Here is a 15,203-nt window from a genome sequence, read left to right as displayed (position 1 = left end):
CGTCGTTCACCGGCCGGCGTCGTCCGCGCAGCAGACCGCGACAGCGGCGTTCGTGAGGGGTGAAGGGCGCTTTCAGCGGTGCCACCGGAAGAGCCGGAGGCTCAGCGCGAACGTCGCGACCGTCCAGCCGGCGAGGACGGCGAGGCCGCCGGCGAGCTGGCCGGGATCGGTGACGCCGAAGAGCAAGGTCTCGCGGATGAGCCGCACCATCTGCGTGCTCGGGAGCAGGGCGCCGAGGGCGGCGAGCGGGCGGGGGAGCGACGAGAGCGGGAAGAAGATCTCCGACAGGAAGACGACCGGCAGGTTCACCGCGCTGATGATGTCCACCACCAGATCCTCGGTCGTGATGACGCAGGCGAGCACGAAGCCAGCGCCCATGAACGCGAGCAGGCCGAGCAGCGAGACCAGCGCCACCCAGGACGCCGAGGCCGCGGTGAACGGCACGCCGAAGAGCAGCGCGCCGGCCGCGGCGACGAGGGCGATCTGCCCGAGGACGAGGACGGAGCGCGCCGCGATCTGCGCACCGACGAACACCGCCTTCGGCATCGGCGTCGTCGCGAGCTTCTTCAGGAAGCGGTTCTGCCGGTAGAGCACCATCGTGTAGCCGGTCGCGAACAGCCCGGCGAGCATGACGCTGAACGTGAGGATCCCCGGGAAGAGATAGTGGACGTACCCCCAGCGCGGGACCTCCACCACGGAGAGCTCGGCCTTCACGCCGGGCGACGCGGCGATGCCCCGCCCGAAGATCCGGTCGCGGGGGCCGACGAGCACGCGGCCGGGCGCGCCGCCGCCGGGGACCACGAGGACGGCGCTCGCGGTGCGCGCGTGGAGATGCGCCAGCCCCTCGGCCTCGCTGCGCACGCGGAGGAGCCGCACGTCGCGGGCGAGCTCGGCGTCGAGGGCCGCGGCGGGACGCGCGGCGTCGTCGTGTGCGCCGGGCGCGGGGACGACCGCGATCGTCCGCTCCTCGAACGGGTGGCCGTTCATGAACACGAGGCCCACGACCACGAGGAGCGCGACCGGGAACAGCAGCACGAAGCTGGCCGAGCTCGCGCTCCGCAGCACGTCGAGCAGCCGGAGGCGCGCGAAGGCCCAGAACGCGCTCACGACGCCTCCTGTGCCTCGCCGTCGCGCATCCGGACGGCGCAGAAGTGGAAGAACGCGTCCTCGACCCCGAGCCCGGTCCGGCGCCCCTCGGGCACCGCGGCCACGAGCTCGTCCCGGGCGCCGCTCGCCCGGAGCTTGCCGCCGACCAGGAAGAGGAGGTGGTCGCAGAGGGCGTCCGCCTCGCGCAGGTCGTGCGTCGTCATGAGGACCGTCCGCTCGCGGGCCACGCCGCGCAGCAGCTCGCCGACCTCCTGCTTGCTCGCTGGATCGAGCGGCGCGGTCGGCTCGTCGAGGAAGAGCAGGTCGGGCTCGTGCACCAGCGCGGCGGCGATGAAGAGGCGCGCCGCCTCGCCGCCCGACAGGCGCGCCATCGGCACGGCCGCGCGCGCGGCGAGGCGCGCCCGCTCGAGGATGCGCGCCGCGCCGTCGCGGATGCCGTAGATCGCGGCGAAGAGCCCGGCGTACTCCCGCGTCGTGCAGCGATCGAGCTGGACCTCCTTCTGCATGACGACGCCGACCCGCCGCCGCGGGTAGGGCGGGATGGGCGCGCCGAAGAGGCGGACCGCGCCGCGCGTCGGCTCGCTGAGGCCCTCCAGGATGTCGAGCAGCGTCGTCTTGCCGGCGCCGTTCGGGCCGAGGATGCCGACGAGGCCGGGTCCCTCGACGCTGAAGCTCACGTCCGAGAGCGCCGCGACGTCGCCGAAGGTCTTGGTGAGCGACTCGACGGCGACGACCTCGTCCGGCGCGCGGGGCATACGGGAGAGCTTATCAGGTCGGACGGCCCAGGATGTCGGCGCGCGGACTCGGCGTCTGGTCTCGACGCGCGCGTCCGGATACCATCCCGCGGCTTACACACCACGGCGGCGGCGGATCGCGTGATTCTTGCACCACGGCCCGTCGCGGTCGGAGGACATTGATGACATTCGTCTTGCTGCTGCTCGTGTGTCTGCTCGCGTTCGCGAACGGGGCCAACGACAACTGCAAGGGGGTCGCGACGCTGGTCGGCTTCGGCGCGGCCAGGCCGCGACAGGCGCTGATCTGGGCCGCTGTCACCACCGCGTGCGGCGCGGTGATCTCCTACTGGATCTCCGGCGCCCTGGTGGACAAGTTCAGCCGCGCCCTGTTCGACGCGGGGCTCGTGCTGGACAACGCGTTCTTCGTCGCGGTCCTCTTCGGGGCGCTCGGCTGGGTCCTGCTCGCCACGAGGTTCGGTTTCCCTGTCTCGACCACGCACTCCATCACGGGCGCGCTCCTCGGGGCCGGGCTCGTCGCCTTCTCGAGCCAGGGCATCCGCTGGTCCCTTCTGGTCGAGAAGTTCGCCAAACCGCTGGCGCTCAGCCCCGTCGTCTCGCTCGGGATCGTCTTCCTCCTCGCCTGGCCGATCGCGGGCCTGGTCCGGCGTACGTCAGGGCGCTGCGTCTGCGTGGTCCCGCCGCAGCCCGCGCCGCTCGCGGCCGCGCCTGGCGCCCCGCGCCTGAGCGTGATCCAGCCCGCCGCGCCGACGCTCGTCGCCGGGACCGACAGCGCCTGCGCGGCGCAGCTCGCCACGCCGGTGGTGACCGCCTCCTCGGCGGTCAATGCCGTCCACTGGCTCAGCAGCGGGATGGTCGGCTTCGCCCGCGGCTGGAACGACGCGCCCAAGATCGCCGCGCTCGGCACGGTCGCGGCGACGGCCGTCGCCAGCGAGCACGGCCGCCCGCTGGCGTTCTCGCTCGTCACCGTCGCGATGGCGGTGGGCGGGCTCGTGGCGGGCGCGTCGGTCCTGGAGACCCTTGCCAGGAAGCTCACCCCGCTGCCGCTCGTCGAGTCCATGACCGCCAGCGCGGTCACCTCCACGCTCGTCAGCCTCGCGTCGTGGAACGGGCTCCCGGTGTCGACGACCCACGTCTCGACGGGCGCCATCATCGGCGCGGGCCTGAAGAACGACGCGCGCGCGGTGCGGTGGGGCAAGGTCGGTGAGATCGTGCTGTCGTGGATCATCACGCTGCCCGTCTCAGCGCTCCTGGCCAGCGGCGCCAAGCTCCTCCTGGGCCTTCTCTGAGCGCCGCGCGCTGCGGCGGTCCGAGTCGATGAACGCGCGGATCGCCGGGATCATGACCTCCGCGGCGTCCTCGAAGAAGAAGTGGTCCGCGTCGGGGAGCTCGATCGTCCTGTGGTCCGGGAAAGCCGCCTCGAAGCGGGCGGTGTCGCTGCCGGGGAACCCCACGTCCTTGAGCGCCCAGAAGATGAGCGCCTTCCTGTCCGCGAGCCGGGGAAGGCCCGCCTCGACCTCCTCGAAGTAGTCGGTCGCGGCGGTGATTTGCCCGGGATAGAAGGCCGCAATGCCGCGGCGTTCGAGCGGGCGAAACGGCCGGACGTAGACGTCGGCGATGTCGGCGGGGAGCTCCCGGACGATGCCGTTGTCGATCCCGAGCGCGGCGAACGCGTTGAAGTTCACCTGCGCGAACTCGCCGACGGGGCCGCCGGCGATCATCGAGAACTTGCCGCGGGGCGTGTCCGTGCTCGTCGGCCACGCCCACGTGCTCCCGAGCACGACGCGCCGCACGAGCTCGGGCCGGCGCCCGGCGAACCCGAGGCCGATGGGGCCGCCCCAGTCCTGCATGACCAGGGTGATGTCGCGCAGGCCGAGCCGATCGACGAACTCCTCGACCACGCGGCTCTCCTCGCGGGGCGTGAAGCCGAACCCGGCCGGCGCCTCGGACAGGCCGAAGCCCGGGTAATCGAGCGCGACGCACCGGTACGATCCCCGGAGCTCGCGGATGAGGTCGCGCCACTGGAACGACCACGCCGGGTTGCCGTGCAGGAAGAGGAGCGTCTCGCCCTGGCCTTCGTCCACGTAGTGGACGCGCGCCCCGCTCGGGAGCTCGACGAACCTGTGATCGGCGTCGAACATCGCGCGCGGGATCTCGAAGGCGAGGCCCTGGGCGCCGCGCGGCACGCCGCGCTCGGTCGAGAGCGCGCCGGCGAGGCCGACGAGCTCGAGCGCGCCGAGCGCCGCGAGGGCGACCGCGCCGGCGCGTGAAGGGCGCGGCCGGTCGACGAGGCGAGGCACGAGCAGCGCCAGCGCGACGGCGACGACGATCACGGCCGGGAGCGCGGCGGCGGCGAGGCCGCGGGGGCCGGCGACGGCCATCCCCAGGAGGACGCCCGCCGCGAGCCCGGCGAGGACCGCCGCCAGCGAGAGGCGCGGCCGCGCGGAGCGCGCGGCGAGGGCGCCGTAGAGAAACGCCGCAGAGACCGCGGCGAGGACGCACGCGGGGGTGACGACCGCGTAACGGAGCGCGGGGAAGAAGGCGATGCCGCGCGCGTGCGGCGCCGCCAGCACGGCCATCGTGGCCAGCAGGACGACGGCGGCGGACGCGGTGAGCCCGGCGCGGAGGACGCGCAGCGCGCCCGCGCCGGTCCGTCTCGTGGCCGATGTGTCGATCAGGGGTGCTCTGGCTTCGGTGATCAAGGGGTGTTCCTCCGGTGGGGCCGCGTTGCGCTGACGAGCCCATCCTGCGACCGGCATCACCATGCTTCCAATACATGGTACTCATGAGAATCATGCACGATGGACATGACGTCCGAGAGCTCGCGGCCCTGGACCTCAACCTGCTGGTGGTGCTCGACGCGCTGCTCGCCGAGCGGCACGTCACCCGCGCCGCCGCGCGCCTCGGCATGACCCAGCCCGCGTGCAGCCACGCGCTCGGCCGGCTGCGCCGCGCGCTCGGCGATCCGCTGCTCGTGCGCGGCGCGCGCGGCGCGATGCTGCCCACGCCGCGCGCCGAGGCGCTCTCGCCCGGCCTGCGCGCCGCGCTGCGCGGCCTGGCCAGCGCGGTGCGCGGCGAGGCGCGCTTCGATCCCGCGACGGCGCGGCGCACCTTCCGGATCGCGTCCGGCGACTACGCGGAGCTGGTGCTGCTGCCGCCGCTCCTGTCGCTCCTGGCCGGCGAGGCCCCCGGCGTCGACGTCTGGATGATGCCGCTGGCGCTGACCCGGGAGGGGGTGGTCGCGCAGCTCGCGTCGGGCGCCGTCGACGTCGTGATCGGCCCGCCGCGCCGCGGCTGGCCCGACGGCCTCTACGTCCGCCCGCTCTTCGAGGAGCGCTTCCGCTGCGTGGTGCGGCGCGACCACCCGGCGGCGCGCAGGCGCCTCACGCTCGACCGCTACTGCGCGCTCTCGCACCTGCTCGTGGCGCCGCGCGGCACGCCGGGCAGCCTGGTCGACGACGCGCTGGCGGCGCTCGGGCGCAGCCGGCGCGTCGCGGCGGTGGTCCCGCACTTCCTGGTGGCGCCGCACGTCATCGCCGCCACCGACCTGATGGCCACCCTCGGCGCCCGCATCGTCGACGCCACCGCGGCGCCGCTCGGCCTGGCGGTGCTGCCGCCGCCGCTCGAGCTGGCCAGCTTCTCGTTCGCGATGATCTGGCACGAGCGCACGCACCACGATCCGGCGCACCGCTGGCTGCGCGACCAGGTCGCGAGGGCGGCGTGCTGAGAAGACCTGAGGGGAGGGGATGAACCATGCCTGACGGCCCGCGGTGCCCTGGTCCCGCGCGCGGCGCTCGTTCGCGGCGCGCGCGAATCCTCACCAGCGCGCCCCACCCTGATACCCTCGTCGCCGATGGCGACCGATCGGCTGATCCACGAGACCACGAGCCTCTGTCCGGCCTGCAAGATCGCCGTCCCCGCCCGGGTCGTCGCGGCGCCCTCCGGCGAGGTCTGGATGCGCAAGGCGTGCCCGGACCACGGCCCTCACGAGGTCCGCCTCTCGACGAGCGCCGCCTGGTACGAGGCGACGCGCGCCATCGCGCCCATCCCTGCGCCGCCCACGGCGCCGCGGCGCCCGATCGAGCACGGCTGCCCTTTCGATTGTGGCCCGTGCGAGAGCCACACCCAGCGTATCCGCATGCCGGTCGTCACGATCACCAGCGCCTGCGACCTCGATTGCCCCATGTGCTACGTGCACAACAGGAACGACGGCGCGTTCTTCATGAGCAAGGCCGAGTTCGGGGACGTGCTCCGCCACCTCGTATCCGGCGCCGGCGGCGATCTCGACCTCATCAACCTCACCGGCGGCGAGCCCACGCTCCACCCCGAGCTGCCCGAGCTCGTCGCCATGTGCAAGGACGCCGGCATCCACCGCGTCAGCATCTGCAGCCACGGCTTCGGCCTGCTCAGGAACGACGCGCTGCTCCGGCGCCTCGCCGAGCTCGGCGCCCGCGTTGCGCTCTCGTTCGACACGTTCGACGACGCCACCGACAGGGCCCTGAACGGCGTGAGGAGCGTCGACAAGAAGCTCGCCTGCCTCGAGCGGCTCGACGCCGCCGGCGTCGACACGACCCTCATCCCGGTCATGACCCGCGGCCTGAACGACCACGAGATCGGCCGCATCGTCGAGCTCGGCCTCCGGCTCGACTGCGTCCGCCACCTCGAGGTCCACACGATGACCTTCACCGGCCAGAGCGGCGTCGCCTTCGATCGCGGCGGCCGCATCTCGACCCTCGAGGTCCTCGAGCGCATCGCCGAGACCACCGGCGGCCTCCTGTCGCCCGGCGACTTCGTCCCGTCGCCGTGCGCGCACCCGCTCTGCTACCAGATCGCCTACCTGCTCCTGGATCCGGCCGGCGGCCCGCCGATCCCGTTCACCCGGTTCATGAGCCGCGAGGCGCTCTACGCCTGCCTCGGCGACCACCTCTACCTCGAGCCGAGCGCCCGCCTCGAGCGCGCCATGCAGGACGCGATCGACGCGCTCTGGTCGCGCGGCGACGACGACCGCGCCCTCGGCCTCCTGAACGGCCTCCTCCGCGCGCTGTTCCCGGCGAAGAAGCCGCTCCGCAGGGAAGAAGCCCTGCGCGTCAGCGAGCGCGCGGTGAAGGCGGTCTACGTCCACTCGCACATGGACGAGGAGACGTTCGACGTCGAGCGCGCCGCGCAGTGCTGCGACAGCAACTGCTACGCCGACGGCAAGACGGTGCCCGTCTGCAACTACAACGTGCTCTACCGGGAGAAGGAGCCGAGGTTCATGAGCGTGCCGAGGACGTGGTCGGATCGATCCGGCGGGAGGCGCGCCCTCCCGCTCCTGTCGCCGTCGCCCCGCCGGGAGGCCCCGTGAGCGCCGCCGCGCGCCTCCTCGACGGCAAGCGCTGCCTCGTCACGGGCGGCTCCCGCGGCCTCGGCCGCGCGATCGCACTCGCGTTCGCCAGGCACGGCGCGCGCGTCGCCTTCACCTACGCGACCGACGACGCGGACGCCGCGGAGGCCACGAGGCAGCTCACCGCCGCCGGCGCCGCGCCGCTCGTCTTCAAGGGCTCGGTGGCCGACGCCGCCCACGTGAAGGACACCCTCGCCGCGCTGCACCGCGCCTGGGGTGGGCTCGACGTGCTGGTCAACAACGCCGGCATCACCCAGGTCCTGCCCATCTCGCTGCTCGAGGAAGAGGACTGGGACCTCGTGATGGACGTCAACGTCAAGGGCGCCTACCTCATGAGCCGCGCCGCGCTGCGCCACATGATCCGCGAGAAGCGCGGCGTCATCCTGAACATCGGCAACTTCGCCTCGGAGCGCGTGATCGAGGCGCCCGTCCACTACGCCGCCTCGAAGTCGGCCCTGCGCGGCCTCACCGAGGCGCTCGCGCGCGAGGTCGGCCGGCACGGCGTGCGCGTGAACCTCCTCGGCCCCGGCCTCCTCGAGGAGGGCATGGCGCAGGGGCTCCCGCAGCACCGCCAGGACGAGTACGTCGCGCATACAGGCCTCCGGCGCCTCGGCCGCCTCGATGAGCTCGCCGAGCTCGCCGTGTTCCTGTGCTCCGACGAGGGCGCCTTCATGAGCGCCGCCAAGCTCGTCGCCGACGGAGGGCTCTGACATGGATTCACACGAGGACATCCTGCGCGACGGCTTCGACGACTACCGCGCCTTCGTGAACCCGCTCATCGCGCAGCGGGCGAGGCTCGCCCGCGAGCCGATCCGGGTCGTGCGCGCCGAGGACGGCCTCCTCGTCGACAGCGAGGGGCTCGTGATCGAGGACTTCCACGGCACCCAGGCGTTCGGCCACCGCAACCCGGCGGTCGCCCGCGCCCTGCGCGCCTTCCTCGACTCGGACGCGCCCTCCTGGTACCCGTCGCGCGTCAACCCGTTCGCCGGCCGCCTGGCGCGCCGCCTCTGCGAGCGCACGGGCCACTACGACAACGTCTTCTTCGGGTGCACGGGCAGCGACGCCGTCGAGGCGTCGCTCAAGCTCGCCCGCGCCCTCACCCGGAAGCCCGTCCTCGTCGGCCTGACCGGCGCCTACCACGGCTGCTCCTACGGGAGCGTCTCGTTCATGGGCTCTGGCTACCTCCGCGACCCGTTCGTGCCCCTCCTGCAAGGCGCCACCTCGATCCCGTTCGGCGACGTCGACGCGCTCGCCCGCGTGCTCGCCGGCGGCGACGTGGCCGCCGTGCTCGTGGAGCCCATCCAGGGCGAGGGCGGCGTGCGCGAGCTGCCGCCGCCCTTCGTCGAGGCGCTCTGCGACCTCACCGCGAAGCACGGCGCGCTGCTCATCGCCGACGAGGTGCAGACGGGCCTCGGCCGCACCGGGCGCGGCTTCCTCGCGACCGAGCGGTGGCCGCGCCGCCCCGACGTGGTCCTCCTCGCGAAGCAGCTCGGCGGCGGCCTCCTGCCGCTCTCGGCGATGCTCACGCGGCGCGAGATCTTCGTGCGCGCCTACGGCAGGGAGTTCGCCGCGGGCGAGAGCCACAACAACACCATGGGCTACAACGCGCTCTCCGCCGTCGCGGGGCTCGCCACGCTCGACCTCGTCACGGACGAGCTCATCGCCACCATCCGCGACACGGGCGCGCACCTCCGCGAGCGCCTCGAGTCGGCCCTCCGGCCGAACCGGCTGTTCAAGGAGGTGCGCGGCGCGGGCCTCATGCTCGGCGTGCAGCTCGAGACGCCGGACCACCCCTGGCTCTCCTTCGAGCACTTCGGCTTCCCCGATCTCGCGCACATGTCGGTCGTGTCGCCGCTCGTGTGCCACCGCCTCTACCGCCGCGGCTTCTTCTGCTTCACGTGCGGCCACGACTGGACGATCTTCCGGCTCCAGCCCCGGTTCGACATCCCGCGCGCGACGCTCGACGCGTTCGTCGACGCCGCGGCCGACGCGCTCGCGTACGTGGAGGGCCTGACATGAAGCACGCCGTCGTCTTCGGGGGCACGGGCGCCGTCGGCGCCGCGGTGCTGCGCGCGCTCGCCTCGCGCGGGGCGAGCGCCACGTTCACGTTCTTCCGGGGCGAGGACCGCGCGGCCGCGCTCTCGCGCGAGCTCGGCTTCCGCGCCGTCCGGCTCGACCTCACCGACGCCGCCGCGCTCCGCGCCTTCGTCGCCCGGCTCGGCGCGGACGAGCCCGCGCCCGGCGCGGCGATCCACTGCGCCGGGACCCTCGATCCCACGCCGGGGCTCGAGCTGTCGGACGAGGCGTGGGACCGCGCCTACGCGGTGAACGCCCGCGCCGCCTTCCTCGTCGCGCGCGACGTCGGCGCGCTCATGGCGCGGGGCGGCGGCGGCGAGATCGTCCTCGTGGGCGGGCTCGATCGCGCGCAGTCGCTGCCGATCCCTGTCGCGTTCGCCGCGAGCCAGGGGATGATCGCGGCCACGGCCATGGCGCTCGCGAAGGAGCTCGGCCCGCGGCAGGTCCGGGTCAACATGGTGGCGCTGGGCCTGCTCGACACCGGCCTATCGGCGCAGCTCGACGCGGAGCTCCGCGCCGATTTCCTCGCGTTCTCGGCCCTGCGGCGCCTCGGCACGCCGGACGAGGCCGCGCGCGCGATCGCCTGGCTCGCCCTTCACAACACGTACGTGAGCGGCAAGGTCATCCCCGTGAACGGCGGCATCTGACCGACGCGCGCCAGCGCGTCGTCGCCCGCGGCGTGCCCGCTGCGGAGGTCGCCGAGCCGGCGCGGCGTGAAGCGGAGATCGTCGAAGACGGCGGTGCAGCCGTCGCCCGCCGGCGACTGCGCCGAGAAGCCGACCGAGAGCTCCGTGGCGATGCCGAGCGAGAAGCTGCGGACGAGCTGCCACGTCGACCCGTCGGTGGAGGCGTGGAACGCGCACGCGCGCCCGAGCCGCGAGACGCGCAGCCACACGTGGTCCTTGTGGACGGCGAACGACCTGCGGCTCTCCGACAGGCCGCGCGTCACCACCGAGACGACCGTCGGCTCGCGCTCCGGCGAGAGCTCGAAGCAGAGCTTCGCCCACGAGCGCTCGTGCGCCCAGAGCAGCAGCACGCCGGCGTCGCGCGCGTACGCGAAGCCCACGGCCACGCGCGCGCTGGCGAGGAAGTCCCCGTGCGGCGTCCCGAGCAGGCGCGGCGCGTTCAGGGCGCCGGGCGCGCGCTCCGGATCGAGGAACAGGTCCGTCTTGCCGCCCGTCGTGACGGTCAGGCTCGACGCCTTGCCCACGCTCCAGCTCCTAGGCGGAACCTCCCAGCGGAGCGGCGCCGGAAACGGCGCCAGATACACAGGTGCACCCACGTTGTCTCCCCCCTGCATGATGCGACTCTACCAGGAGTCTGCTCCTGTCTTGTCAACGAATCGTTTCGATGTGTATGCAGGATCTCGGTCACATGCGAATTACCGTCCTTTTGATTTCCTGCTGCCTGGCTGTAGTCCTGTCCGGCTGCTTGACGTCGAGGCGCGCGCCGCCGGAGTTCCTGCTGGCGCCGGGGGAGGTGCGGTCGTCGTCGGGGGGCAGCAACGACTACGCTGGCGCTGCGGCGACCCTCGCTGCAGCGGCCGGGGCGACCGTGGCGCAGCGCGAGGCGTACGGCATCTGTTACGCGTCCTGTCAGAGCGGGACGGCGTGTGATCCCGAAACGGGCCTGTGCGTGCGGCTGCCGTGTGGGGGGAAGTGCCCGGCGGACCGCCGCTGCGCGATCGTCGAGGGGAAGGAGGCCTGCGTCCTCGGAGAGCCCGACCGCGGCGTGGTGCCGCTGGAGCCGGAGCCCGGGGCAGGGGACCCCGCGCCGGCAGGACCGGCCGTCGGGGCGCCGGGGCCGCGCGCGAACTGAGCGTGGCGGCGACACCGCAGCTCGCCGGGATCGCTGGCGGAGCGGCGGCCGCCCCCAATCGCTATCTCCGCGAGAGATCGAGCAGCGCCCTCACGCGCGAGTACGCGATGTACGGGTTGTCCCCGGAGCCACCCAGATCGTCGCCGTCCTCCCCCGCGCCCTGGGCCCTCACGGGGATCCAGAAGTAGTCCGGGTGCATCTGCTTTCCGTTCACGCCATTCGCGAGCGCGGGGTTCTTGATCCACTCGCCGCCGAGCACCGTCATCCGGTCGTCGAGCTCGAGCACGTAATGGAGCTCCGAGGAGAAGAGCGGCACGTTGCGCAGCGCGGCCGGCTGGAGCAGCGCCGCGGTGCTCACCTCGTCCGAGATCATCCCGTAGCGCGCCGCCACGCGCACGAAGCGCCGCGCGCTCGGGTTGAACCGGTAATTGTAGCAGTCTGCCCCCTGGAACCCGCCGTTACAGACGAGCCGCGCTGCCTCCTGCGCGCTCACCTCGTCGATGGTGTCGATGGTGAACGACGTGACCGGGTAGCTCCACACCTCGCGGTGCCACGTGTAGTCGACCACGAACGCGCGCCGCCCGCGCCCGCTCGACGCGGCGCTGATCGAGCTCGCGCCCAGGCCGAGGAGGCCGGTCATCGCCACGTGCATCGTCCCGGGGTTCAGGTCGCGGCACGCCGGATCGATCGGCCTGCCGTAGTGGTCGCGCAGCACGCGATCCTCCCGCGCCTCGCAGCGGCGCCCCGAGAAGGTGGCGGCGTCGTGGTGGTACAGCTCGGTCATGAGCGCCTCGATGTCCGCCATGTGGAACAGGACGCACCCCGTCTCGACCGACGCGCACTCGACCAGCGTGTCGCCGGAGCGCCGCACCCGGACATCGCGCCGCGGCGGGCCGCCGCCCTCGGCCACCACGTAGGCCGCCCACCCGTTGCAATGGCCCCACCAGTACTCGGGGGTGACGCCCTGATACAGGCCGTGGTTCCGCAGCTCCCAGTACGTCGTCGGCCCCGCCACCCGCGTGGCCCGTGGAGAGCCCGGACCCTCCGGCCGGCTCCGCTCGCCGGCGGCCGGCTCGATCGACCGCGCCTGTCCCGTGTAGAACAGGAGATCGTATTTCTCCGCCGGAGAGAGGTTGTCCGGATCCGAGGTCAGATCGCCGTAGTCCTTCACGAAGGAGTTCCACCGGTCCGCGATGCCGTTCCTGCTGTGGGGCCACCACTGCGAGGCGAACGGGCCTGCGGCCTGGCCTTGCAAGAGGGTCGAGTTCAGCGCGGCGTAGGAGCCCCGCAGCTCCGGGTGCAGGCTCGTGGGGAGGTTCGCGGCGTCCATCGGCTCGCGCGTCCCGGTCAGCGGGATGAGGAGCGTGTGTGAGCCGCCGAGGCGCTGGCCTGCCTCCGGCGAGAAGTCGAGCACGTACGGTATCGTTCCACCCTCGATGAAGCGCGCCTCTCCCGGCCTCGCGCCGCCCTGGAGCGCGGCCGCGCTCTCGTGCTCCCGCTCGTGCTCCTGCTGGTCCAGACCCATGCAGCCCAGCGCGAGAACCGCTGAGCTGACCGCCACCGCTCCGATGCGCAATGTCATGGCTGCTACTCCCCCCCCCGGCACGCCTACCCTGTGTCACCCGCGTCGCCGATGTCTGCAGAGGTCGGGCCAGCGGAGACGTGGATGCGTCGCGCAATCGATGCACGCGCGCGGGGCCGAGCTGCGGTGATGGTCTCGTTCCTCCTTTGCGTTCTCCTTTGGGCTCGCGCGGGTGCGCTCCAGACGTCCAGATGTGCGCTCACGCGTTTCCGTCCGCTCACGGAGCGCGGCGGCGGTCTGTCGACGAGCTCGATGGAGGAGGTCTCGCTCGGGAACACGTCCTCTGGCGAGCGCGGCCATCCCGTCGAGCTCGTCTGCCGGGGAGATCCGCCTCTGCGCCTCGAAGACGAAGAGAGCGGGCGCCCGGTGCCGGCCCGTTCAGGGCGAAAGGCCCGGGGCGGGACCACCCCAGGCGGAGCCCCCCGGCGGGTTGACACCGGCGCGGGGCGTCGGTCGCTCCTCTGTCGCGAAATCGGCGGAACCGGAGAGCGAGCGGCGCGAGCTGTGACTCTGGACCGCTCGGCCGACCGTCCTCGAAGGAGGCGGTTGACAGCACCGCGACAAACCGATAAACGACTTGTCGCGAATCGGCGGACCGGAGAGCTCTACAGCGGAAACGCTGTGACTCTGGGCCGCTCGGGTACCACGCCAGCGACCTCACCAGGAGGTGCCTGGTGGACGGTCAACCTCCTCGAAAGAAAAGGTTGACAGACTCGGGACGGGTCGTTAGAACGCCCGCCCCCGAATCGGCGGATCCGGAGCGCTGCAGCGGAGGCGCTGCAACTCTGGACCGCACGGGTGCCCTCACCAGGGCGATGTTGGAGCGCCTGGTGGACGGTCGGCCTTCTCGAAAGAAAAGGTTGACACATTCGAGGCGGGCCGTTAGAAAGCCCGCCCCGAATCGGCGGAGCCGGAGAGCTGACAGCGAAGGCGCTGCAACTCTGGTCCGCACGGGGTTCGCTCATCAAGGCGACGTTGGAGCGCTTGGTGAACGGTCAGCCTTCTCGAAAGAAAAGGTTGACACATTCGAGACGGGCCGTTAGAAAGCCCGCCCCGAATCGGCGGAGCCGGAGAGTCGGCAAGCGAGAGCTTGTGCCTCTCTGGGCCGTGCGAAGCCGGTCTTCAAGCGAGGAGAACGACGCGACGGCGCGACCCGAGAGGGTGGTGCTGCCCGCGAGGCGGCTCCTCCGAAGAGCGGTACGGATTGCAGATTGTCGAGGCGAACTGACCCGCGGAAGCGGGTAGATCTCTCCTCCTCGGTCCTTGAAAACTGGGTTGTATGCCTACGAAGTGACGTGGGTCCCAAGGCGAGCGCAAGCTCGACCTCGCACGTCAGAAATGGCGAGCAAGTCAGGCGGTCTTAGCCACCGTCTGACGCAACAGGATTTAACTGGAGAGTTTGATCCTGGCTCAGAACGAACGTTAGCGGCGCGCTTAACACATGCAAGTCGAGCGAGAAAGGGCTTCGGCCCCGGTAAAGCGGCGCACGGGTGAGTAACACGTAGGTAATCTGCCCCCAGGTGGTGGATAACGTTCCGAAAGGAGCGCTAATACAGCATGAGACCACGTCCTCGAAAGGGGATGAGGTCAAAGCCGGCCTCTTCATGAAAGCTGGCGCCAGGGGATGAGCCTGCGGCCCATCAGCTAGTTGGTAGGGTAATGGCCTACCAAGGCGAAGACGGGTAGCTGGTCTGAGAGGATGATCAGCCACACTGGAACTGAGACACGGTCCAGACTCCTACGGGAGGCAGCAGTGGGGAATCTTGCGCAATGGGCGAAAGCCTGACGCAGCGACGCCGCGTGAGTGATGAAGGCCTTCGGGTTGTAAAGCTCTGTGGAGGGGGACGAATAAGGGTTGGCTAACATCCAGCTCGATGACGGTACCCCTTTAGCAAGCACCGGCTAACTCTGTGCCAGCAGCCGCGGTAAGACAGAGGGTGCAAACGTTGTTCGGAATTACTGGGCGTAAAGCGCATGTAGGCGGTTCGTAAAGTCAGATGTGAAAGCCCTGGGCTTAACCCAGGAAGTGCATTTGAAACTCACGAACTTGAGTCCCGGAGAGGAAGGCGGAATTCTCGGTGTAGAGGTGAAATTCGTAGATATCGAGAGGAACATCGGTGGCGAAGGCGGCCTTCTGGACGGTGACTGACGCTGAGATGCGAAAGCGTGGGGAGCAAACAGGATTAGATACCCTGGTAGTCCACGCCGTAAACGATGGGTGCTAGGTGTCGCGGGCTTTGACTCCTGCGGTGCCGTAGCTAACGCATTAAGCACCCCGCCTGGGGAGTACGGCCGCAAGGCTAAAACTCAAAGGAATTGACGGGGGCCCGCACAAGCGGTGGAGCATGTGGTTCAATTCGACGCAACGCGCAGAACCTTACCTGGGCTAGAAAATGCAGGGACCTGGTTGAAAGATCGGGGTGCTCTTCGGAGAACCTGTAGTTAGGTGCTGCATGGCTGTCGTCAGCTCGTGTCGTGAGATGTT

The 15,203-nt window shown here is 71.3% G+C and carries 12 protein-coding genes and 1 rRNA gene (1 of these 13 only partly in view); 8 read left to right on the top strand and 5 right to left on the bottom strand.

Going from position 1 to position 15,203, the window contains the following annotated elements; genetic code table 11:
* Positions 1 to 72 precede the first annotated feature (72 nt).
* Together WME96_RS20555 and WME96_RS20550 are read right to left on the bottom strand one after the other, a co-directional pair.
* On the bottom strand, positions 73 to 1,107 hold the full coding sequence (locus WME96_RS20555; protein ID WP_437291786.1) for an ABC transporter permease: 1,035 nt from the start codon (positions 1,105 to 1,107) through the stop codon (positions 73 to 75).
* Positions 1,104 to 1,862: an ABC transporter ATP-binding protein gene (locus WME96_RS20550; protein WP_437291785.1), complete on the bottom strand. Its 759-nt coding sequence runs from the start codon at positions 1,860 to 1,862 to the stop codon at positions 1,104 to 1,106. The genes WME96_RS20555 and WME96_RS20550 overlap by 4 nt, the downstream gene beginning before the upstream one ends.
* Before the next feature lie 161 nt (positions 1,863 to 2,023).
* Here WME96_RS20550 and WME96_RS20545 point away from each other — a divergent pair, with 161 nt between their 5' ends.
* The gene (locus WME96_RS20545) at positions 2,024 to 3,148 is read left to right on the top strand and encodes an anion permease (protein ID WP_437291784.1); all 1,125 of its coding nucleotides are present in this window, start codon (positions 2,024 to 2,026) and stop codon (positions 3,146 to 3,148) included.
* On the opposite strand, the gene WME96_RS20540 is transcribed toward WME96_RS20545, so the two are convergent.
* Positions 3,101 to 4,561: an alpha/beta fold hydrolase gene (locus WME96_RS20540; protein ID WP_437291783.1), complete on the bottom strand. Its 1,461-nt coding sequence runs from the start codon at positions 4,559 to 4,561 to the stop codon at positions 3,101 to 3,103. The two genes, WME96_RS20545 and WME96_RS20540, sit on opposite strands and share 48 nt — an antisense overlap.
* A gap of 92 nt (positions 4,562 to 4,653) precedes the next feature.
* Here WME96_RS20540 and WME96_RS20535 point away from each other — a divergent pair, with 92 nt between their 5' ends.
* The 5 genes from WME96_RS20535 (at position 4,654) to WME96_RS20515 (ending at position 9,965) form a co-directional block, all read left to right on the top strand.
* The gene (locus WME96_RS20535; RefSeq protein WP_437291782.1) at positions 4,654 to 5,586 is read left to right on the top strand and encodes a LysR family transcriptional regulator; all 933 of its coding nucleotides are present in this window, start codon (positions 4,654 to 4,656) and stop codon (positions 5,584 to 5,586) included.
* Positions 5,587 to 5,712: 126 nt separating this feature from the next.
* Positions 5,713 to 7,203 (top strand): radical SAM protein, encoded by a 1,491-nt coding sequence (locus tag WME96_RS20530; protein WP_437291781.1) that lies wholly within the window; start codon positions 5,713 to 5,715, stop codon positions 7,201 to 7,203.
* Positions 7,200 to 7,952, top strand: coding sequence for an SDR family NAD(P)-dependent oxidoreductase (locus tag WME96_RS20525; RefSeq protein ID WP_063826962.1), 753 nt, complete (start codon positions 7,200 to 7,202; stop codon positions 7,950 to 7,952). The genes WME96_RS20530 and WME96_RS20525 overlap by 4 nt, the downstream gene beginning before the upstream one ends.
* A gap of 1 nt (position 7,953) precedes the next feature.
* Positions 7,954 to 9,261, top strand: coding sequence for an aspartate aminotransferase family protein (locus WME96_RS20520; RefSeq protein ID WP_437291780.1), 1,308 nt, complete (start codon positions 7,954 to 7,956; stop codon positions 9,259 to 9,261).
* The gene (locus WME96_RS20515) at positions 9,258 to 9,965 is read left to right on the top strand and encodes an SDR family NAD(P)-dependent oxidoreductase (RefSeq protein ID WP_437291779.1); all 708 of its coding nucleotides are present in this window, start codon (positions 9,258 to 9,260) and stop codon (positions 9,963 to 9,965) included. Before WME96_RS20520 ends, WME96_RS20515 begins: the two co-directional genes overlap by 4 nt.
* On the opposite strand, the gene WME96_RS20510 is transcribed toward WME96_RS20515, so the two are convergent.
* Positions 9,914 to 10,618, bottom strand: a complete 705-nt coding sequence (locus WME96_RS20510; RefSeq protein WP_437291778.1) for a DUF1349 domain-containing protein — start codon at positions 10,616 to 10,618, stop codon at positions 9,914 to 9,916. The two genes, WME96_RS20515 and WME96_RS20510, sit on opposite strands and share 52 nt — an antisense overlap.
* A 74-nt stretch (positions 10,619 to 10,692) precedes the next feature.
* Here WME96_RS20510 and WME96_RS20505 point away from each other — a divergent pair, with 74 nt between their 5' ends.
* Positions 10,693 to 11,136 carry a hypothetical protein gene (locus tag WME96_RS20505; protein WP_437291777.1) on the top strand — a complete coding sequence of 148 codons (444 nt, stop codon included), beginning with the start codon at positions 10,693 to 10,695 and terminating at the stop codon, positions 11,134 to 11,136.
* A 61-nt stretch (positions 11,137 to 11,197) separates the two neighbouring features.
* On the opposite strand, the gene WME96_RS20500 is transcribed toward WME96_RS20505, so the two are convergent.
* Positions 11,198 to 12,718, bottom strand: a complete 1,521-nt coding sequence (locus WME96_RS20500; protein WP_437291776.1) for a hypothetical protein — start codon at positions 12,716 to 12,718, stop codon at positions 11,198 to 11,200.
* Between the two features lie 1,387 nt (positions 12,719 to 14,105).
* On the opposite strand from WME96_RS20500, the gene WME96_RS20495 reads away from it, so the two are divergent.
* Positions 14,106 to 15,203 (top strand): 16S ribosomal RNA (locus WME96_RS20495) (it continues 459 nt past the right edge of the window).

The organism is Sorangium sp. So ce406 (genome assembly GCF_051474675.1).
GTDB lineage: Bacteria > Myxococcota_A > Polyangia > Polyangiales > Polyangiaceae > Sorangium > Sorangium cellulosum_G.
Note: the sequence above shows the minus strand (reverse complement) of the source record. Positions and strands in the feature narration are given on the sequence as shown.

What these genes read in the sequence shown, in the direction of transcription:
- WME96_RS20550 (WP_437291785.1), bottom strand. Translation starts at nt 1,862, where the DNA reads ATGCCCCGCGCGCCGGACGAGGTCGTCGCCGTCGAGTCGCTCACCAAG.
- WME96_RS20545 (WP_437291784.1), top strand. Translation starts at nt 2,024, where the DNA reads ATGACATTCGTCTTGCTGCTGCTCGTGTGTCTGCTCGCGTTCGCGAAC.
- WME96_RS20535 (WP_437291782.1), top strand. Translation starts at nt 4,654, where the DNA reads ATGCACGATGGACATGACGTCCGAGAGCTCGCGGCCCTGGACCTCAAC.
- WME96_RS20530 (WP_437291781.1), top strand. Translation starts at nt 5,713, where the DNA reads ATGGCGACCGATCGGCTGATCCACGAGACCACGAGCCTCTGTCCGGCC.
- WME96_RS20520 (WP_437291780.1), top strand. Translation starts at nt 7,954, where the DNA reads ATGGATTCACACGAGGACATCCTGCGCGACGGCTTCGACGACTACCGC.
- WME96_RS20515 (WP_437291779.1), top strand. Translation starts at nt 9,258, where the DNA reads ATGAAGCACGCCGTCGTCTTCGGGGGCACGGGCGCCGTCGGCGCCGCG.
- WME96_RS20510 (WP_437291778.1), bottom strand. Translation starts at nt 10,618, where the DNA reads ATGCAGGGGGGAGACAACGTGGGTGCACCTGTGTATCTGGCGCCGTTT.
- WME96_RS20505 (WP_437291777.1), top strand. Translation starts at nt 10,693, where the DNA reads ATGCGAATTACCGTCCTTTTGATTTCCTGCTGCCTGGCTGTAGTCCTG.
- WME96_RS20500 (WP_437291776.1), bottom strand. Translation starts at nt 12,718, where the DNA reads ATGACATTGCGCATCGGAGCGGTGGCGGTCAGCTCAGCGGTTCTCGCG.